This is a genomic window from Paenibacillus nicotianae (genome assembly GCF_042681745.1).
In the GTDB taxonomy this organism is placed as follows: Bacteria; Bacillota; Bacilli; order Paenibacillales; family Paenibacillaceae; genus Saccharibacillus; species Saccharibacillus nicotianae.
Map to the genome: position 1 here is coordinate 741,386 of NZ_JBHUGF010000011.1, position 21,643 is coordinate 763,028.

General features: G+C 40.5%; 14 protein-coding genes. 12 read left to right on the forward strand and 2 right to left on the reverse strand.

From position 1 onward, the window contains the following. Positions 1-171 precede the first annotated feature (171 nt). The 10 genes from ACFSGI_RS22055 (at position 172) to ACFSGI_RS22100 (ending at position 14,235) form a co-directional block, all read left to right on the forward strand. Complete coding sequence (locus ACFSGI_RS22055; RefSeq protein WP_204827198.1) at positions 172-1,569, forward strand: MFS transporter; 1,398 nt, start codon at positions 172-174, stop codon at positions 1,567-1,569. 145 nt (positions 1,570-1,714) lie between these two features. Further along, positions 1,715-2,719, forward strand: coding sequence for a LacI family DNA-binding transcriptional regulator (locus ACFSGI_RS22060; RefSeq protein ID WP_204827199.1), 1,005 nt, complete (start codon positions 1,715-1,717; stop codon positions 2,717-2,719). A gap of 233 nt (positions 2,720-2,952) precedes the next feature. Beyond that, entirely contained in the window at positions 2,953-4,425 is a 1,473-nt protein-coding gene (locus tag ACFSGI_RS22065; protein WP_204827200.1) for a tagaturonate reductase, read from the forward strand. Between the two features lie 57 nt (positions 4,426-4,482). Then, a complete protein-coding gene (locus ACFSGI_RS22070) occupies positions 4,483-5,988 on the forward strand; it encodes a UxaA family hydrolase (RefSeq protein WP_204827201.1) in 1,506 nt (501 codons plus the stop codon). Positions 5,989-6,115: 127 nt separating this feature from the next. Further along, positions 6,116-7,666 (forward strand): MDR family MFS transporter, encoded by a 1,551-nt coding sequence (locus ACFSGI_RS22075; protein ID WP_204827202.1) that lies wholly within the window; start codon positions 6,116-6,118, stop codon positions 7,664-7,666. A gap of 484 nt (positions 7,667-8,150) precedes the next feature. Beyond that, positions 8,151-8,837 carry a cell division ATP-binding protein FtsE gene (gene ftsE / locus ACFSGI_RS22080; protein ID WP_204827203.1) on the forward strand — a complete coding sequence of 229 codons (687 nt, stop codon included), beginning with the start codon at positions 8,151-8,153 and terminating at the stop codon, positions 8,835-8,837. Beyond that, positions 8,827-9,747, forward strand: coding sequence for a permease-like cell division protein FtsX (gene ftsX, locus ACFSGI_RS22085; protein WP_204827204.1), 921 nt, complete (start codon positions 8,827-8,829; stop codon positions 9,745-9,747). Before ftsE ends, ftsX begins: the two co-directional genes overlap by 11 nt. A 140-nt stretch (positions 9,748-9,887) precedes the next feature. Further along, positions 9,888-11,183 carry a murein hydrolase activator EnvC family protein gene (locus ACFSGI_RS22090; protein ID WP_204827205.1) on the forward strand — a complete coding sequence of 432 codons (1,296 nt, stop codon included), beginning with the start codon at positions 9,888-9,890 and terminating at the stop codon, positions 11,181-11,183. A 29-nt stretch (positions 11,184-11,212) separates the two neighbouring features. Continuing rightward, positions 11,213-12,679: a S41 family peptidase gene (locus tag ACFSGI_RS22095; RefSeq protein WP_204827206.1), complete on the forward strand. Its 1,467-nt coding sequence runs from the start codon at positions 11,213-11,215 to the stop codon at positions 12,677-12,679. A 161-nt stretch (positions 12,680-12,840) separates the two neighbouring features. Beyond that, complete coding sequence (locus ACFSGI_RS22100) at positions 12,841-14,235, forward strand: PDZ domain-containing protein (protein WP_379284446.1); 1,395 nt, start codon at positions 12,841-12,843, stop codon at positions 14,233-14,235. Between the two features lie 239 nt (positions 14,236-14,474). On the opposite strand, the gene ACFSGI_RS22105 is transcribed toward ACFSGI_RS22100, so the two are convergent. Both ACFSGI_RS22105 and ACFSGI_RS22110 read right to left on the reverse strand, forming a co-directional pair. Further along, a complete protein-coding gene (locus ACFSGI_RS22105; protein WP_204827208.1) occupies positions 14,475-15,293 on the reverse strand; it encodes a flagellar motor protein MotB in 819 nt (272 codons plus the stop codon). 2 nt (positions 15,294-15,295) lie between these two features. Then, entirely contained in the window at positions 15,296-16,081 is a 786-nt protein-coding gene (locus tag ACFSGI_RS22110) for a flagellar motor protein (protein WP_204827209.1), read from the reverse strand. 347 nt (positions 16,082-16,428) lie between these two features. Between ACFSGI_RS22110 and uvrB the strand changes: the two genes are divergently transcribed. Together uvrB and uvrA are read left to right on the forward strand one after the other, a co-directional pair. Further along, the gene (uvrB, locus tag ACFSGI_RS22115; protein WP_204827210.1) at positions 16,429-18,423 is read left to right on the forward strand and encodes an excinuclease ABC subunit UvrB; all 1,995 of its coding nucleotides are present in this window, start codon (positions 16,429-16,431) and stop codon (positions 18,421-18,423) included. A 217-nt stretch (positions 18,424-18,640) separates the two neighbouring features. Beyond that, on the forward strand, positions 18,641-21,502 hold the full coding sequence (gene uvrA, locus ACFSGI_RS22120; protein WP_204827211.1) for an excinuclease ABC subunit UvrA: 2,862 nt from the start codon (positions 18,641-18,643) through the stop codon (positions 21,500-21,502). The last annotated feature ends 141 nt before the right edge of the window (positions 21,503-21,643 follow it).

A 21,643-nucleotide genomic window follows, 5' to 3' on the forward strand; every position in this document is an offset into this window, starting at 1 on the left:
TTCAGTCAAAGCGATCTTTATTTAAAATGATTAAGTGATAATTTTCACAATATTATAGTGTGTTGTAGCAAAGTTATTGTAAATGCCAAAAGTATAACAATGTGTGCTAGAGCATTAAAGTAGTATCCGTATTGTAAGCGGTTGATTTTATCAAATCAAGGGGTGTGTCACATGGGAGTAGCTACATTAAAAGGGGTCAAAGCAGAAGAAAATGTAATTGACGGCAAGATCAGTTTGAAAGAAAAAATTTCATACGGTATGGGGGACTTTGGGAACGGATTTATGTTTGATCTGGGGCAATTGTATCTGTTGAAGTTTTTTACAGATGTTGCCGGTATTCCCGCTATGGCAGCCGCAGGTATTTTTCTGGTCAGTAAATTATTTGCAGCGATCTGTGATCCGATTGTAGGTTCGTCGATTGATTATCGCAAAAATATCGGGAAAAACGGTAAATTTAGACCGTATCTGATCTACGGAAGTATTATTCTTGCTATCCTGACCGTATTTACGTTTATCTCACCGAATCTATCGGTAACCGGTAAATTAATTTATGCGTATGCTTCTTATATGATCTGGGGAATCGGGTACTCCTTTGTAAATATTCCTTATGGTTCACTCGGTGCATCGATTACTCAGAATACGATAGAACGGGCATCGTTATCATCATTTCGTCAAGCCGGTTCGCTAGGAGCACTATTTGTGACCAGTGTGATTGTAATGCCTTTGATTGTGCATTTCGCTAATCCATCTGTAGGATTTCCTGTTGTGATGGGGATTATGTCTATTGTCGGTGTGCTTGCTTTTATTGTCTGCTTCCGCGGAACCAAAGAACGGATTATCAGTCAAGCCGCTCCTTCTGAAAAATTATCGGTCGGCAGTGTAGTCAAAACATTTGTCAGCAACAAACCACTGCTAGTGCTCGTATTAATGACGGTTTTCACGATTTCAGCTTATAATATCAAATCAGCGATGTTGATTTATTTTGCGCAGTATAATTTGGGTAATGTGGAACTGATGGCGTATATGAACTTTATTATTATCGGATCTTCATTTATCGGCGTATTGTTTTTACCTAAATTAGTGAAAAGATTCGGTAAACGCAAAACAGCAATGATCGGGCTTGGTATCAGTGTCGTAGCAGATACGATCAATTTTATTGCGCCATCGAATGTGTATCTTTTCACAATCCTAGCCAGTATTGCATTTATCGGTATTAGTATTCCTAACGGTGTCACATGGGCATTTGTATCTGATATTATCGATTACGGAGAATGGAGTTCTGGAGAACGTAAAGAAGGAACTACGTATTCGTTGTTTAACTTTTCGCGTAAATTGGCACAATCACTATCCGGTTTCTTATCAGGAGTAGGGCTGGCTGTAATCGGCTATGTACCGAATGTAGTACAGACAGTAGGTACACAAATCGGGATCAAAGCGTTACTTTGTCTGTATCCTGCGATTGCGCTAGCGATTGCGATGCTGATTATCGGATTAATGTACAAATTAACAGATAAAAAGCATGAACAGATCGTCGAAGAATTACAATTGCGCCATCAACCATTAGAGTAACTAAAGGTGAGAATAATCGCATAGCGCCTAGTAACCATCCGTATTATGGTGAGTAGATCATAATATGTTATTCTTAGAGGAAGAGGAACAACTGTATCCTCTATGCTGTTCTATCGGACAAGCTGGAATAAAGGAAGGTATGCATATGGCAGCCACAATTAAAGATATCGCAAAGCTAGCGAATGTTTCTCATACGACTGTTTCTCGTGCACTTAATAATAGCCCTCTTATCAAAGAGGTGACCAAACGTAAAATTATGCAAATTGCGCAAGAAGTTAATTATATTCCTAACTATAATGCGAAAAGTCTGGTGTTACAGCGTTCGCATACGATCGGTTTGTTTTTTACCAGTATTTCAAACGGTACCAGTAGTAGTTTTTTTGCCGCTACAATTCGCGGGGTGAATCGTGTGATCGGGATTGAATACAATTTATTTGTACGTGGAATAGATGATTATTTAGATTACAGTTCGATTCATCATAAGCGGTTTGATGGCATTATTTTGATGAGTCAAAGCGAAGCGGATAACGACTTTATCCATCATGTACTAGAACAAGAAATTCCAATTGTTGTACTCAACCGGTTACTGCCAGATGCCAATCTAGTTAATATTGTATCCAATGATAAAGAAGGCTCGTATCATGCCGGGCATTTTCTAATTGAGCAAGGTCATACGCAGATTGCGATTATCGAAGGAATCAAAAGCTTCAAATCAACTGAACAACGCCGCTCTGGATTTGTACAAGCGATGGAAGAAAGTCAATTATCGATTCCAGCAGAATATATTGTGAGTGGAGAATACGATACAGAAAGTGGTTATCAAGCGATGCAACAATTGCTAGCCTTATCCACTCCGCCTACCGCTGTATTTTGTTCTAATGATGATATGGCGATTGGTGCGATGAATGCCGCTTTTGAACAAGGGCTGAAAGTGCCACAAGATCTGTCGATTATCGGTTTTGATGATATTAATTTCTCTATGTATACCAATCCTGCATTAACTACAGTGAAGCGTCCGATCGAAGATATCAGTGCACGCGGAGCAGAGAAAATCTTAGAACAGATTCGTGACAAAGAAACACAACAAGAATTGATCTTTGTAGAAACTGAATTGATTCAGCGTAAATCGACGGCTGTTTATTCGAAGTAAATTATTGAAGTTACCAATCGTTCAAGTCGCTAAATAACGTCATTATAGATTGAGGATTCCAGAGCTTACGACTATGCGCAGGAATTCTCTTTTTAATAAATTATAAGATTGTGATTTAGTTCACTTTGTTAACGTGTGCATAAAATTATAATGATTAGTAAGTCACAGATAGATACATTTATTATTCGTTTGTTATATATATTCCAAAAATGAACGATTAGGAGGATATGATCATGAATACACTGAATCGAACCACTTATTCGGCTACTATGTATACTGAAAAAGTACTGCAATTTGGTGAAGGGAATTTTTTGCGAGCTTTTACCGATTGGCAGATTCATCAGATGAATACTAAAGCTAACTTTGATGCAGGAGTAGTGATTGTACAACCGTTAGCTACAGGGATGGCTGAACGACTCAATGAACAAGATGGATTATATACAGTCTACCTCGAAGGGATAGAACAAGGACAACCTTCTCAGACCCATGAAGTGATCGAGTGTGTGACACGCGCAATCAATCCTTATGAACATTATGAATCTTATGAAGCATTAGCTTATCAACCAGAACTACGTTGGATTATTTCCAATACGACAGAAGCAGGTATTGCTTTTAATAGCACAGATCAGTTAGCAGATCGCCCACAGCAAAGTTATCCGGGCAAATTAACATCGTTATTATATCGCCGATTCCGTCATTTTCATGGAGACAATAGTAAAGGATTTATTATTCTTCCTTGTGAATTGATCGATCATAACGGAGATGAACTAAAAAAAATCGTGTTGCAATATGCAGACTTGTGGAACCTGGAACCTGAATTTGGTGCATGGATCCATCAAGCCAATACATTTTGTAGCAGTCTGGTCGATCGGATAGTACCCGGTTATCCCAAACAGCGTATGCCTCAGATCACAGCAGAGCTTGGATATGAAGATTCATTTGTCGTAGTAGGTGAACCATTTCACTTACTTGTAATCGAAGGGCCTTCTTGGATAGAGCAAGAATTGCCGTTTGCACAAGCAGGTCTGCATATCAAAGTGGTTGAAGATATGGCTCCTTATCGTACACGTAAAGTGCGCATTTTAAATGGTGCTCATACGGCTATGACACCTGTTGCTTATCTGTATGGTCTGAATACAGTAGCAGAAGCAGTAGAACATCCAGTTACAGGTGCTTTTGTCCGTTCTTTGATTCAGGATGAGATTATACCGACTTTAGATTTACCTGCTGATGAGCTAGAGCAATTTGCTGCGTCTGTAATAGAACGATTCCGTAACCCGTATGTAGAACATTTTCTGATGAGCATTTCACTAAATAGTATTTCCAAATTTAAAACGCGCGATCTGCCAACATTAACTACTTATATCGAACAGACAGGTAAATTACCGTCAAAACTTGTGTTTTCATTGGCTGCTTTGATTACCTTTTATAAAGGAGATCGTAGTGGAGAACCGATTGCGTTGAACGATGATATCGCTGTGTTGCGACAATTAGCCGAATTATGGAAAGTATGCGATAACAGCCAACAGGGTCTGTATCAGTTAGCTACGGCTGTTCTTGGAGAAGTGTCTTTCTGGGGAATAGACTTGAACACTTATACAGGCTTAACCGAGCAAGTGATGAACGATTTGTATCGTATTCAACATCAAGGCATAGTCGTTGCCTTGCAAGAGTTGATGGATCATTCTGTAGCTTCCACTTCTTAATGTATCAAAAGTACACATGAAGGGATAGATACATCTTACGAGGAGGCATTACTGATCATGCTTGAATATATACAGATTCATCCCGATGACAATGTAGTTGTGGCGTTACGTGATTATCAGCAGGGGGAAATGATTACACTGAATCCCTCCACAGCTTTTCAGCAACAGATTACAGTCACAGAAGATATCGCTCGCGGGCATAAGATTGCACTTCAACCGATAGAAATCCACCAACATATTATCAAATACGGCTATCCGATCGGACATGCGATTCAACCGATTACAGTCGGTAGCCATATTCATACGCATAATGCCAAAACCAATCTCACAGGCATTGAAGAATACCATTATGATCCCAAAACTTTTTTTAATCCATATTCGCTTGAGAATCGTACTTTTCAAGGATATCGACGTCTCAATGGTGATGTAGGTATTCGAAATGAATTGTGGATCGTACCTACAGTGGGCTGTGTAAATGGAATCGCCGAATTGATTTTAAGTGAATTTCAGCGTGAAGTAGGAGATATCGCTCCTTTTGAAAATACATTAGTACTCAAACATAGCTATGGTTGTTCTCAGCTAGGAGATGATCACCAATATACGCGTACGATTCTGGCAGATGCTGTCAAGCATCCGAATGTAGGCGGTGTGCTTGTGCTTGGACTGGGCTGTGAAAATAATGAAATGGAACAATTTAAATTAGCGATTGGTGAATACGATGAACATCGGGTCAAATTTCTTGTCTCGCAAATGGTATCAGACGAAGTAGAAGCAGGGGTACAACTGCTTAAAGATATATTTGCTCATGTACAGGGTGATCACCGGGAAGATATTCCATTAGCTGATCTCAAAATCGGACTCAAATGTGGTGGTTCTGATGGATTATCAGGCATTACAGCGAATCCATTATTGGGTAAATTATCAGACTATATGGCGGCGCAAGGCGGTACAACGGTTTTGACTGAAGTACCAGAAATGTTCGGCGCAGAACAGATTTTAATGGAGCGTGCCTCAGATGAACAGGTATTTGGTAAAATCGTACATCTGATCAATGACTTTAAGCAATACTTTATAGATTACAAACAGCCTGTGTATGAGAACCCTTCTCCTGGTAACAAAGCAGGTGGGATTACAACATTAGAAGATAAGTCACTCGGTTGTACGCAAAAGTCGGGCATTTCTCCTGTACAGGATGTTTTATTATATGGAGAACGATTGCAGACACGTGGGCTGAATTTGCTCAGTGCGCCGGGAAATGATCTGGTGGCTTCTTCAGCGTTAGCGGCGGCAGGATGTCAGCTTGTTATTTTTACAACCGGACGGGGAACGCCTTTTGGTTCTTTTGTACCGACGATGAAAGTATCGACCAATTCGCCTTTATTTGCGAATAAACCGCATTGGATTGATTATAATGCTGGCACACTGGTAGAAGATGTAACGATAGAAGACGAGTTAAAAGATTTTATCAATTATATTATTGAAGTGGCTAGTGGTCGCTGGGTGAATAACGAGAAAAATAAATTCCGCGAATTGGCAATCTTTAAAAGCGGAGTTACTTTGTAAATATAAATATGCGTTTGGGTCTTAAACGCAATATATGCTATACTCATTCCATTGTGACCAACGGGTCAGTAACTAATGAATTCTTCTGAGAAGGATCATGTTATGATTACGAAAAAGGAGTGAGTATATGTCAGCGTCTTTTGCTGCAAAAAGTAAAAAAGCTTCAAAAACAGGCTGGATCGTTGCAGGGTTGTTGCTCGGTATTTTTATTGCAGCGATTGATAATACGATTGTAGCTACAGCGATTGCTACGATTGTAGGTGATCTTGGAGGATTTGATCAATTTGTATGGGTAACGTCAGCCTACTTGGTCGCATCACTTGCAGGAACACCTATTTTCGGTAAATTGTCAGATATGTACGGTCGTAAACGATTTTTTATTTTCGGTGTCGTTGTCTTTATGCTTGGTTCTATTTTATGTGGTACCGCAGACTCTATCGTACAACTTAGTATTTATCGAGCGATTCAAGGGATAGGTGGCGGGGCACTTGTACCGATTGCTTTTACAATTGTGTTCGATACATTTCCACCGGAAAAACGCGGTAAAATGACAGGGTTATTAGGCGCTGTATTTGGGATGTCCAGTTTATTTGGCCCGCTGTTAGGTGCTTATATTACTCAATATATGAACTGGCGCTGGGTTTTTTATATCAATGTTCCGTTTGGAATTGTATCTTTTCTGTTGGTTATGATTTTTTATCATGAATCGATGGAACGTTCAAAGCAAAAAATAGATTGGTGGGGCGCAGCGTTATTGATCGGGGCTGTCGTGTCATTAATGTTCGCTTTAGAATTGGGCGGAGATACATATTCGTGGAATTCAGGTGTGATTTTAGGACTGTTTGCAAGCTTTGTTGTATTACTGATCGGATTTATCTTTGCAGAAAAGAAAGCCGCAGAGCCTATTATTTCATTTCCGATGTTCAAAGATCGACTGTTCAGTAGCAGTACATTAGCTGCTTTCTTCTACGGGGCTGCTTTTATTACTGTGGCGCTATATATTCCTATCTATATTCAAGGCGTAAGTGGAGGCACAGCAGTCAATTCAGGGCTTACTCTTATGCCGATGACTATCGGATCGGTTATTGCAGCGATGCTTGGCGGGATACTGGTGAACAAATTAACATTCCGCCGGATTATGATGATTTCTGGATTTTTATTTGTACTAGGAATGGCATTGTTAAGCCGGATTACACCGGATACACCTGCATTACTATTGTATCTATATCTGGCTACCGCAGGCTTCGGAATCGGATTCTCTTTCTCGGTACTGAATATTAGTGGGATTCAGAACTTTGATTTTCGTCAACGTGGAGCAGCGACTTCTACATTAACATTTGTTCGTTCACTAGGGATGGCGCTAGGTGTTACGATATTCGGATTGATTCAACGTAGCTTGTTAAGCAATCAATTGCAGTCAGGGATCGATCAAAGTGGTGGTGAAAGTGCGCTACCCGCAGGGCTTGATCTAACCCAGCTTGATCCGCGTGCTTTGCTATCCGATGATATCAAAGCTCATTTACCTGCTCAGGTTATTGAGATGATTCAAGTAGCCTTAACCAGTTCGATTGCAGGTACATTTATGTGGGCGGTTTTGCCAGCCATCGGAGCACTTATCGCTGTTTCTTGTATGGGTAAAGAACGCGCTCTGCAAACAAATAACCCTACTAAAAAGTAAGTAATCACTGCATTATCAAACAAAGTAACAGTACGATGTATCTATAACCATACAAAAAAGATTGGTAATATTCAAAAGAGTTTGAGATAGAACCACTTTTTAAGGACGTTAGCAGAAGAAAGTCTGATTTCAGCATTGTGCTGATTTCAGGCTTTTTTGATTCCTGAGTGATTTTCGAGTTATTATAGTACTCAAATGGTAACGAATTTGTTACAATAGAGATTGTTGAATCTGTCTTTCAAACATATGGTGTTTTGCTACATCCAGTACAAAGTACCTCATCGTATATTGGTTTACTTGATAAGAACCAACCTACCTATACTTAATGTTGTTTGTAAAAAAGAATAGTAATCGTATAAGAAGAAATGGTGCGTCTAATACCATGTACCACATGCAATTAACAAAACCATTCAGACATTATCTTTGATAACAAAAACGTTATCTCTGACAAGGTACATGATCTGATTATTTAGGAAGTGATAATTTGATAGAAATGCAGGATGTCTGGAAAACGTATCCGAATGGAGCTCATGCTCTGCAAGGTGTATCTGTGAAGATTGATCGCAATGAATTTGTATATGTGGTCGGTCCTTCCGGTGCGGGTAAGTCTACCTTTATGAAATTAATGTATCGTGAAGAAACACCAACAAAAGGTCAAATTTCAGTGAATGGATTTAATCTGGGCAAATTAAAGCAGCGTAAGATTCCATTATTGCGCCGTAATATCGGAGTTATTTTTCAAGATTTTCGTCTATTACCGAAATTAACAGCTTATGATAATGTTGCTTTTGCAATGGAAGTTATTGAAACGCCGAGAAAATTAATGAAAAAACGGGTGATGGAAGTACTCGATCTAGTCGGACTTCAAAGTAAAGCTGGACGTTACCCTGAACAAATGTCCGGTGGTGAGCAACAGCGGATCGCTATTGCACGCGCAATCGTCAATAATCCGGCTGTGATTATAGCGGATGAACCTACAGGAAATCTCGATCCTGAGACGTCCTATGGCATTATGCAATTGCTAGATGAAATTAATTTCCGCGGAACGACTATTATTATGGCTACTCATAATAGAGATATTGTAAATTCAATGCGTCGTCGGGTATTAGCGATCGAAGACGGTATGATCGTCAGAGATCAGATTAGAGGGGAGTACGGTTATGAATTTTAATACCTTCTTGCGACACTTGCGGGAAGGTTTTAGAAGCGTATTCCGCAACGGGTGGATGTCAGTTGCATCGATCACCTCTATTATTGTGTCTCTGTTTATTTTGGGTGTATTTATTTTGTTAGTCCTAAATGTAAATCAACTTGCCGATCAGGCAGATAGTGAAGTAGAAATCAACGTCTTTTTGGAACTCAATGTTGATCAATCGTTAAGACAAGAGTTACAACAAGAGATCAGCGCGATGACAGAAGTAAGCACAGTTACTTTTATTCCCAAAGCGCAAGGATTACAAGAATTACGCGATCGTCTAGGTGAAGGTGGAGAATCATTCTTGCAAGGATATGCGCAGGATAACAATCCATTGCCTGATGCTTTACGTATCCAGGTTATAGAGCCGACTACCGTTCCTTTTGTCGCTCAGAAGATAGAAGCTTTAAATAAAGAACATCCTGAAAAACCTATCCTTAAAGTCCGGTATGGTGGAGATACAGTACAGACGTTGTTCAAAGTCACAGCATTGATTCGCAATATTGGTCTGATTCTGGTTGCTGCTCTTGGTCTGATGGCAATGTTCTTGATAGCAAATACGATTCGAGTGACGATACTAGCACGTCGTCGTGAAATTAGTATTATGAAGCTAGTTGGAGCGACCAATCAGTTTATACGCTGGCCTTTCTTTATTGAAGGGGCATTGTTAGGCGGTATTGGTTCACTGGTAACGATCGGCATTTTATTTATCGGATATCAGCAATTGGTAGCCGCTTCTGTTCGATCATTTGGAATAGCGTCTGTGATCACTTTAATTCCGTTACAGCAAATCTGGCCGTTACTAGGCAGTCTACTGCTAGGACTTGGAGTATTGATCGGAATATGGGGAAGTACACTCTCAATTCGTCGCTTTCTTAAAGTATAAAATAATTTTTTTCGTAAATATGCAAAAAAAGCTAAGATATCTGCAAAACATTGCCGATAATCATACTTGATGCAAGTGCTGAACGCCGGAAAACGACTGTTTCAAAAACCTACAAACGGTAAAAGGATGGGGAGAAAAAGTTGAAAAAAGTCGCATCAGTTATGGCTGTTATTTTATTGGCAGTCTCAGTGATACAACCACAACACGTACACGCCGCCAAATCGGTTAGTGATATCCAGAGTCAATTAAATGCTGTGGAGAAAAAAGCACAGGAAGCAGCCCAACAGAAGAAAAAAGCTGCTGCTCAAAAGAAAAAATCGCAAATGCTAAAAGCTAGAACACAAAAAGATCTAGGTAAAGTATTGCAAGCGATCAATGAAGTGAGCAGTCAGTTGGCTCGCGTTTCTAGTGATATTTCACAAACTGAATCAGGTCTTCGTCAGGCGAAAAAAGATTTGGCTGAAACCAAAGAACGGATTCATGCTCGTGAAGGTATGATTGATACTCGTGTACGAATGATGTATACCGATGGATTAATCTCCTATATGGATGTGTTAATGGCATCAACCAACTTTTCTGATTTTGTAGAACGTGCTGATTCTTTGCGTATGATTGTAGACCAAGATCAGGATATTTTGGCTCAACATGAAAAAGACAAGCAATTCGTAATCGTGACGCAAAAAAAATTAACCGCTTCGTATGCGAAAGCGAAAAGTCTATACGCTGAAAAAGCAGAGCGTAAAGGTGAACTCGATGCTAAAGAAAATGAAAAACAAGTACTCATTTTTAAATACAATACACAGATTGAAAATGCAGATGATATCACATCCGAGCAAGAACAAGCGTTGTGGGATCTAGCGGATCAACGTTCGTCTCTATATCAGGAGAAAACAGCACTAGAAGCACAAGAAAGAGCAGCCGCGGCGGCTCGTGCAGCAGCAGAGGCTCAAGCTAGAGCAGCGGCAGCAGCCAATGATTCTTCAGATGATGGCGGAGACGGAGGTTATACTCCACCAACTACAGGCGGATATCAAGGTAGTGGCAATGGAAGTATGGGTCTACCTGTAAATGGCGCGCGTATTTCTTCTCCATTCGGTTATCGTAATCACCCGATTCAAGGAGTATACAAAATGCATACAGGAGTCGATTTTGCAGCTCCTCAAGGAACCGATATTCATGCCGCTCAAGGTGGAACAGTCGTAGTGGCTCAATGGCAAAATGGATACGGTAATACTGTAATTATCGATCATGGAAATGGAATCAAAACATTATACGGACATATTCGTGATGGTGGTATCGCAGTTACTGTTGGTCAGACTGTTAGTCAAGGACAGAAGATTGCAGAAGTAGGTTCTACAGGTAACTCTACAGGCCCTCACTGTCACTTTGAAGTACGTGTGAATAATACGCCTGTCGATCCGATGGGTTATCTGTAATAGCGTTAAGCTCAGAGAGGCGGTAACACATGATGAGAAAACGCACCGTAGCACTGCTTGTGATTGCCATGATGGTGCTAAGTAGCGTGCTTACACTGGCTTTTACCAGTCTGCCAGGAATTGCTCGCAATGCTGCAAATGGACAAGGGTTGCTAGCTGCCCTTAGTGGTGGAGGTCTAAGCGACCAACAACAGAGCAAGCTAAGTACAGCAGCCAAATTGATTGAAAGTAATTATTATCAAGACGTAGATAGTAACAAGCTTGTAGATGGTGCAATCAATGGGATGATGGAAGCGTTAGGAGATCCTTATTCCAGTTATATGGCTCCTGAGACAGCAACTCAATTTTCTGAATCGATTGCAGGGTCATTTACAGGAATCGGTGCAGAAGTATCACAAGAAGACGGCAATGTCGTGATCGTTTCTCCGATCAAAGGGTCACCTGCGGAAAAAGCAGGCTTACGCCCGAAAGACATTATTGTATCGATCAATGGCGAATCACTAGCTGGTGTTGATTTAAATGATGCTGTTAATAAGATTCGTGGTAAAAAAGGCACAACCGCTACGATTGAAATTAAACGTTCAGGCAGTTCAAATAATTTAACATTCAAAATTGTTCGTGATGATATTGATGTTGAGACTGTTACTTCAAGAATGACAGATGACAAAATCGGCGTGATTACTGTCACTCAGTTCTCAATGAATACAGCCGAACGCTTTGATGCTGAAGTGAAAAAGCTTGAAGGTCAAGGTATGAAAGGGCTTGTGATTGATGTTCGTAACAATCCAGGTGGCGTTCTGTCTGTTGTAATCAATATGGCTGAACAATTTGTTCCGAATGGCAAATTGATTGTACAAGTAGAGGACAAAGCAGGCAAACGTGATGAGACCAAGTCTACAGGCAAAGGCGTTAAATATCCGATTGCGGTTGTAACGAATGGCGGTAGCGCAAGTGCTTCCGAGATTTTAGCAGGTGCTTTGAAGCAATCTGCGGGGGCTACATTATACGGGGAGACGACGTATGGTAAAGGTACTGTGCAGACCAGTATGGACAATATCTTTAACGATGGAAGTCTAATCAAAATTACAATTGCCAAATGGTTAACGCCAAATGGAGATTGGATTCATAAAAAAGGAATCAAACCGGATGTGAATATCGCTCCGCCCGATTACTTTACAGTGACTCCAATCAACAAAGAAAAAACACTCAAATATGATATGAATAATAGTGATATCAAGAGTGCTCAAATTATGTTAGATGGTCTTGGTTACAGTGTAGATCGTAAAGACGGTTATTTTGATCGTGAGACCGAGAATGCAGTGAAATCATTCCAGACCAAGCAAAAGCTGACGGTGACAGGTGCGATTGATGAGAAAACAGCAACTGCCCTTGAGATCGCATTGGTCGAGCATATTCAAGACCCGCAATACGATGTTCAAATGAACAAAGCGATTGCAGGCGTTGAAAAGCAGATTTCTACAGCGAATACCAAATAATTGAAAGCTAATACTCCTATATTCATATGAATTTCTAAAAAGAAGGCTGTTATAGCCTTCTTTTTTTATGTAGAATAGAGAGAGTTGAGTCCAAGTAGGATTTGATGATACGATTTCTATAAAGCAAGATAGATAGCAAAGGAGAGTGGCAACCGTTGAACGTGTTAGGTGAGGCACTCCGTATGATAGGCGGGGCTTTAGGGGCGTTGTTAACACAGCCTTTTTATTATATATTTTTGATCGGTGTTTTGTTGCATTACAGACGTCAAGGTATCCTTGAACGTAAACTATTTAATATTCGTATTTATGTGTATGCAGGTCGTGTATTACGCACTGTAATCACAGGGATTATTGTAGGATTACTTGTATCGATTGTAATGGTTTTTATAGGTATACATATACAGACAGAAGTGATCTGGTGTATAGGGACGATTTTGATTCTATTATCTCTATTCCGTCTACGCTATGCTCATATCACGATGGCTTTGGCTGTACTGACAATCATTTATATGGTGCTCCTTTCTTTACCATCATGGCAACCGACAGGTCTGTTCGGGCAAGTGATAGCGAGTATCCGTAATATCGATTTGCCTGGATTATTAGCAATCTCGGTATTGTTACAATTGATTGAAGCCATATTATTTCGTATACAAGCGACTCGCTTTGCTTCACCGGTTGTGATCGAAGGCAAGCGTGGTAAGCCTGTAGGAGCATATGCAATAGAAGCATTCTGGCCTATTCCTTTATGGTTATTTATCCCTTCCACAGGTGGGCTAGTGCTGCCCTGGACACCGCTTCATGAAGCAGAATCTTGGATCAATGGTGTATCGTTAACAGCATTACCGGTTATGATCGGTTGTAGTATATTAACACAGACACATTTGCCACAAGCCAAAGTGAATGTGATCGCTAAACGATTAGTGCAAAGTAGCTTGATAATGATTGTACTGGCGGCTTTGGCACTCTGGTGGGCGCCTATTGCGATCCCTGCATTGGTAATCGCTGTGATTTTGCGTGAATGGATTATGTATGTGAGTCGACGGGAAGAAACAGAGCACAGCCCCTTATTTATTCGCGGATTACGAGGTCTCAAAATAGTAGATGTGATTCCTGCTAGCCCTGCGGCAGAATTAGGTATTACAGCAGGGGAAAGTGTATATAAAGTGAATGGACAGCTTATTCAAGATCCTCAATCACTGCATGCGGCATTGCGAATCAATCCTGCTTTTTGCAAATTGGAAATCTTAAATATTCAGGGCGAAAGTAAATTTCTACAACGAGCGATCTATGCAGGAGATCATCATCAGCTAGGGATGATTTTTGCACCGGACGATCAAGCTGTTATTTCTCCCGATATTCAGCGCTTATCCGTCTGGAATCTACTTACCAAACCGCGTGTACACAAGTTGAACAACGGTTATCAGGAGACTACTCAGATATTAGCGTTACCAGAAAGTGATGTCGCGGCTGAGCAAGAACCGCCGGAGGAACCTATTGAATTGACTCCAGAGTATATTGAAAAGCACGGATTGCCCAAACGACCTCGTCGTAAGTAAGTACTACAGTATGATAATGAGTCATTGTTTTACAAAATAAGTACTGGTTGATCGTAGAACGTAATATCAGAACTACAATAAATGATAAGTGATAAGAAATCAAAAGCACCCAAGTGTATTTACTCATCTACGGATAGAGAGTACACTCGGGTGCTTTTTTACATGTAGGTAAGTCTTATATTCAAGCTTACATTTTACACGATATTCAAAATATAAATACAATAACTTTGTGACTTCTATTACTCTTGCAATTGACGTAAAACAATGATTTCGACACGTCGATTTTTTTGACGACCTGTTGCTGTAGAATTATCCGCACTTGGACGGGTATCTCCATATCCTGCATACTGGAACTTGGATTTATCTAACCCTTTGGTATCAATAAAATAACGCAGTACAGATAAGGCACGAGCACCGGACAACTCCCAGTTATCTTGATAACGTGAAGCATTTACAATAGGTAGATTATCGGTATGCCCTTCAATACTTACGGTCGTATCAATCGATTGGAACAAGCTGGACAATTGAGCAAGAGTGGCTAGTGAACGAGATTTGAGATTAGCTTGACCTTCATCAAACAAAAATTGATCACTAAGTGTAATAGAGATACCTTGCGGTTTGTCAGCTACCACTACTTGATTGCCTAGATTATTGGTTTTGACATACTTTTCGATCACACTCATTAGATTCGCTAATTCACTTTCCTGCTTGCGAAAAGCTTCTTCGCGATTGGTCAGTGTAGTCGCTCCACTTTGTGTATCTTTGCCACCTTCGTTGCCTGCTTGATTACTGGTAGATGTAGAACCACCATTACTGGTATTTTTGCCGGCTGTTCCTGTAATACCTTTACCACCATCTAAAATCGAATTATCGCTTTGAAAAGTAAGCTGTAACGAATCAGTTAACACTTGATATTTGGCGGTATCTACATGACTTACTGAATACATCACTACAAAGAAAATGAGCAACAATGTAATTAAATCCGCATACGTGATCAGCCAACGATCTTGCTGATTATGCCCGTTACCTTTTTTGCTACGCCGAGAATAACGTGCCATCGTTATTCCTCCCCTGTTCTAGCTTCGCGGATCAAATTCCCGTTATTTTCAGGTAGAAACGTTTCTAGCTTTTTACGTACCAATTGAGGATTTTCTCCGTTTTGAATCGATAATACACCTTCTAATAACATTTCCATCGTTTGAATATCAAGCTCGCTACGCGAACGGATTTTGGAAGCGATTGGTAAAAAGATAAGATTGGCACTAGCGACACCATACAAAGTCGCTGTAAAAGCAACCGCAATCGATCCACCCAATCCTGTAGGTTCACTAAGACTGCCTAACACCTGAATAAGACCCATAACAGTACCGATAATTCCCATCGTAGGCGCATATCCACCAGCGGAATCGAACACTTTGGCGTATTGTTCATGTTCTAATTCTGTTTTGGTCATTTCCAGTTCAAGAATCTGTTGAATAACTTCACGATCTGTACCATCCACAACTTGCTGAATACCTTCTCGTAGAAAAGGATTATCGTAAGAAGAAGCTTGAGGCTCCAGAGCCAGTACTCCTGCCCGGCGTGCATGGGTAGACATATTCACAATATCTTCAATCAATTGCTCATTATCTGTACCACCTGATGAAAAAGTGAAAGCAATCGCACGCGGAATTTTTTTTAATCGTGCTAATGGAAAACTGATGACGACAGCCGCAGCCGTTCCTCCAAATACGATCAATGCCGCAGCGCCTTGAATCAGCCCGCTGGCATCGCCGCCTTCCCATAAAAAGCCCCCAATCAATGCAGCAAGCCCTGCAATAATCCCGATAATCGTTGTTAAATCCATTCATTCATCTCCTGTTCTGGGTATGGGGAATAACCGTAAATATAACGATTTACATGAAAAAAGTTAAAATTTCAGTCTTGTTTCAATTGCATAAACGCAGTAGGAGGAGTATAATATAAGAACAAACATTCCTATAGCGGTATATTTTTGCTGTGCTATAGAGCTGATAATCTACAGACAACTTATTATAGAATAATTAACCAAAAATGAGATTCGTCAATTCATGGTGTGCCACCATCGTACATGTTGGGTAAAGTATAATGTATTCGGCACTTTGATTAACGGTCTCTTTTGTTATTATCGGGCATGTGTAATATATATTTTAGACGATAGGGTGATGCAGGGCAATGAATGATATTGTTGTCAGCTCCAAGAAATTTGAAATACAGTCGGAATTCTCTCCTCAAGGCGATCAGCCTCAAGCGATAGATGAATTAGTCAAAGGTATAGAACGGGGAGAAAAGTATCAGACTCTTCTCGGGGCAACCGGAACAGGTAAAACATTTACAATGGCACAGGTGATTGCCAAGTTGCAACGACCTACACTGGTTATTGCACATAACAAAACACTAGCGGCTCAATTAGCAGGGGAATTTAGAGACTTTTTCCCGAACAATTCAGTCGATTATTTTGTAAGTTATTATGATTATTATCAACCGGAAGCGTATATTCCGTCTTCAGATACGTATATTGAGAAAGATTCTAGTGTCAATGAAGAGATCGATAAATTACGTCACTCGGCGACCAGTTCATTATTCGAACGTCGTGATGTGATTATCGTGGCCAGTGTATCTTGTATTTATGGTCTGGGTTCACCGCAGGATTACGGCGGTTTGTTATTATCGTTACGTGTAGGTATGGAGAAGTCACGTAATGAAATATTATCTCGTCTAGTCGATATTCAGTATCAGCGTAATGATATTAACTTTGTACGTGGTACTTTCCGCGTACGTGGTGATGTAATTGAGATATTCCCTGCTTCACGTGGAGAACAAGCGGTACGTGTTGAATTGTTCGGTGATGAGATTGAACGAATCACTGAGATCGATGTACTCACAGGCGAATTAGTCGGTGAACGTGAACATATTGCTATTTTCCCGGCATCTCACTTTGTTACCAAAGAAGAGACACTCAAAGTAGCGCTTAAAAATATCGAACGTGAACTAGAAGAGCGCTTGAAAGTATTAAACGAACAAGGGAAGTTGCTAGAAGCACAACGTTTAGAGCAACGGACGAATTACGATCTTGAAATGATGAGAGAAGTAGGATTCTGCTCCGGGATTGAGAACTATTCCGGGCCTCTTACTTTCCGTGAACGTGGAGATACACCATATACGTTAATGGATTATTTTCCAGACGATATGTTGATCGTTGTCGATGAATCGCATGTAACATTGCCACAGATTAGAGCAATGTACAATGGTGACCAAGCACGTAAAAATGTACTGGTCGATCATGGATTCCGTTTGCCATCTGCACTTGATAACCGTCCATTGAAATTCGAAGAATTTGAAGACAAAATTAATCAGATTGTGTTTGTTTCTGCGACACCGGGTCCTTATGAACTGGAACATTGTCAAGAAATGACACAACAGATTATTCGTCCAACCGGACTACTTGATCCTATTATTGAAGTGCGTCCAACCAAAGGACAGATCGATGATATTATTGGAGAAATTCGGTTGCGTATTGAGCGTGATGAACGGGTACTGTTAACGACACTGACGAAGAAAATGTCAGAAGACTTAACCGATTATCTTAAAGAAATAGGAATTAAAGTCAGGTATCTACATTCTGATATCAAAACACTAGAACGGATGTCGATTTTACGTGATCTACGTCTGGGCACATTCCATGTGCTTGTCGGCATCAACTTGCTGCGGGAAGGGCTGGATTTACCTGAAGTTTCTTTGGTAGCGATTCTTGATGCAGATAAGGAAGGATTCCTACGTTCTGAACGTTCATTGATCCAGACGATCGGTCGTGCTGCACGTAACTCGGATGGTCGAGTCATTATGTATGGTGATCGTATAACCGATTCGATGCAAAAAGCGATCTTCGAAACAGAGCGTCGTCGTAGTATCCAGGTTGCTTACAATGAAGAACATGGTATTACGCCGCAAACGATCCGTAAAAAAATACGTGACGTTATCGAAGCGACCAAAGTGGCTGAAGGTAAAGCAAGTTATATGGAAGAGATCGGTAAAACGAAACTTTCCAAACGTGATCGTCAAGCATTAATCAGTCGTCTTGAATTGGAAATGAAAGAAGCAGCGAAAAATCTACAGTTTGAACGTGCTGCTGAGCTTCGAGATGCTGTGCTTGAACTGAAAGCTGAATAAAAGTAATTTGTTCAATTATAGATGTAGACATTTACTATCATCAATCATTTAATAGATAAATAATGAAGGTTGTTAAATATCCTGTGCTGTATACAGTGATGTTTGGCAACCTTTATCATAGCTTATAGATAAATTTCGATACATGTTCAGCTAGAGATGTTTAGATACAGAAGTGTAGCAATTACTCCGGAAGCACCGGACTTGGAGGTTGGATTATTTGGCAAACAAATTTATCGAGGTGAAAGGCGCACGAGCGCACAATCTCAAAAATATTGATATCAGTATCCCTCGCGACAGCTTTGTTGTATTGACAGGGTTAAGTGGATCAGGGAAATCTTCACTTGCATTTGATACGATTTATGCAGAAGGTCAACGTCGTTATGTCGAATCATTATCTGCATATGCTCGTCAGTTTTTGGGACAAATGGAAAAACCGGATGTTGATTCGATTGAAGGATTATCACCGGCTATATCGATTGATCAGAAAACAACCAGTCGTAACCCGCGTTCGACAGTAGGTACAGTTACTGAAATTTATGATTACTTGCGTCTTTTGTTTGCGCGTGTAGGTCATCCTCATTGTCCTGTGCATGGAGTTGAGATCACTTCACAAACGGTAGAGCAAATGGTCGATCGTATTATGGAATATCCTGAACGTACCCGTTTACAGATTTTGGCGCCTGTTATTTCTGGACGTAAAGGTGAACACAAAAGCATTTTCTCCGAAATCTCCAAGCAGGGTTTTGTACGTGCTCGTGTAAATGGTGAGATTAGAGATGTATCCGAAGATATTCAATTGGAAAAAAATAAAAAACATACGATCGAAGTCGTAGTTGACCGTATCGTAGTTAAAGAAGATGTAGCTGCTCGTTTGGCAGATTCTATTGAAATGGCTTTGAAAATGTCTGGCGGTCAATTGTTAGTAGATATTATCGATAAAGAAGAACTTCGTTTTAGTTCGAATTTTGCTTGTCCGATCTGCGGATTCAGTATGGAAGAACTATCTCCTCGTATGTTTTCGTTTAACAGCCCGTTTGGAGCTTGTACCGAATGTGATGGTCTAGGAATACGTATGGTAGTCGATCCAGATTTGCTGATTCCAGATAAAAGTAAAACGATTGATCAAGGTGCTTTTCAAGCATGGAGTGGTGGATTGTCGAACTATTATCCGCAATTCCTCAAATCAGTTTGTGAGCATTATAAGATTCCAATCGATGTACCGGTATCTGAATTAACAGAAGAGCAGATCAATATTATTTTAAAAGGTTCAGATGGACAAAAGATTCGGTTCCGTTATGAAAGTGATTTTGGACAGAAAAAAGAAGCTCAAGTGTTATTTGAAGGTATTATTCACAATTTGGAGCGTCGTTACAAAGATACATCTTCAGATAGTATGCGCGAATATATCGAAGGTTTTATGAGTGCTAAGCCTTGTCCGGTATGTAAAGGTAATCGTCTCAAAAAAGAAATTCTTGCCGTTACCGTCAATAAAGTGAATATTTCAGAAGTGACAGCAATGCCGATCGGCGAAGCAACCACATTTTTTGAAAATCTCGTATTGAGTGAAAAAGAGCAAAGTATTGCTCGCTTAATCTTGAAAGAAATCGGCAGTCGTCTAGGATTCCTTGTCAATGTAGGATTAGAATATTTGACGATGGCACGCGCAGCAGGAACGTTATCCGGTGGTGAAGCACAGCGTATTCGCCTAGCGACTCAGATCGGTTCAAGTCTGACCGGTGTACTTTATATTCTGGATGAGCCAAGTATCGGTCTACATCAACGGGATAATGATCGTCTGATTCATACGCTAGAGCATATGCGTGATCTAGGAAATACATTGATCGTTGTTGAGCATGACGAAGATACCATGATGGCAGCAGATCATATTATTGATATTGGGCCAGGCGCAGGTATTCATGGAGGACATGTTATTGCAGAAGGAACACCTGCTGAGATTATGGCACATCCTGATTCGTTGACAGGTCAATATTTAAGTGGTCGCAAATTTATTCCTGTACCTGCCAAGCGTCGTGAAGCAAGTGATCGCTGGTTAGAGATCCGCGGAGCCAAAGAAAACAACCTCAAAAATGTAAATGTGAAGTTTCCTATAGGATTGTTTACAGCAGTAACAGGTGTATCCGGTTCTGGTAAATCGACACTGGTCAATGAGATTCTATACAAAACGTTAGCTCGTGATCTCAACAAAGCCAGAGTTCGCCCGGGTGAATATCGTGAGATTCGCGGACTGGAGCATGTCGATAAAGTAGTAGACATCGATCAATCGCCAATCGGTCGTACACCGCGTTCTAATCCAGCGACGTATACAGGTGTATTTGATGATATTCGTGATCTGTTCGCTCAGACCAATGAAGCCAAAGTACGTGGTTACAAAAAAGGTCGCTTTAGCTTTAATGTTAAAGGTGGACGTTGTGAAGCTTGTCGCGGAGACGGTATTATCAAAATCGAAATGCACTTTTTGCCAGATGTGTATGTCCCTTGTGAAATCTGTAAAGGCAAACGTTACAACCGCGAGACACTTGAAGTGAAATACAAAAACAAAAGTATCTCTGATGTGCTTGAAATGACGGTAGAAGACGGTGTAGACTTTTTCCAAAACATCCCTCGTATTCAGCGCAAAATGCAGACGTTGTTTGATGTGGGTCTAGGTTATGTGAAGCTGGGTCAACCGGCAACCACATTGTCCGGTGGTGAAGCTCAACGTGTGAAATTGGCTTCTGAACTTCATCGTCGTAGCACAGGTAAAACGATCTACATTTTAGATGAACCGACAACAGGATTGCACGTAGATGATATTGATCGCTTGCTAACAGTACTTCATCGTCTGGTGGATTCAGGTGATTCTGTACTTGTGATTGAGCATAATCTGGATGTAATCAAAACTGCTGACTATTTGATCGATCTTGGTCCAGAAGGCGGTAGTGGTGGCGGTACGATTCTAGCATCCGGTAGCCCGGAACAACTGGTGAAAGTGAAGAACTCGTATACAGGTCATTATCTCAAACCTATTTTGGAACGAGATACACAGCGTAGTCGTGAGTTAGAAAGCAGTCAAGTGTAACCCAATTTGCTAGCAATAATAGCCAGTACATGTTGAATAGTTCTATGTATTCAGATGTATTGGCTTCTTTTTTGCCTAAATATCCTTATATTTACCAATGAATATGCAAAGATAGTTCTTCATGGCAATTGTGTCATACCT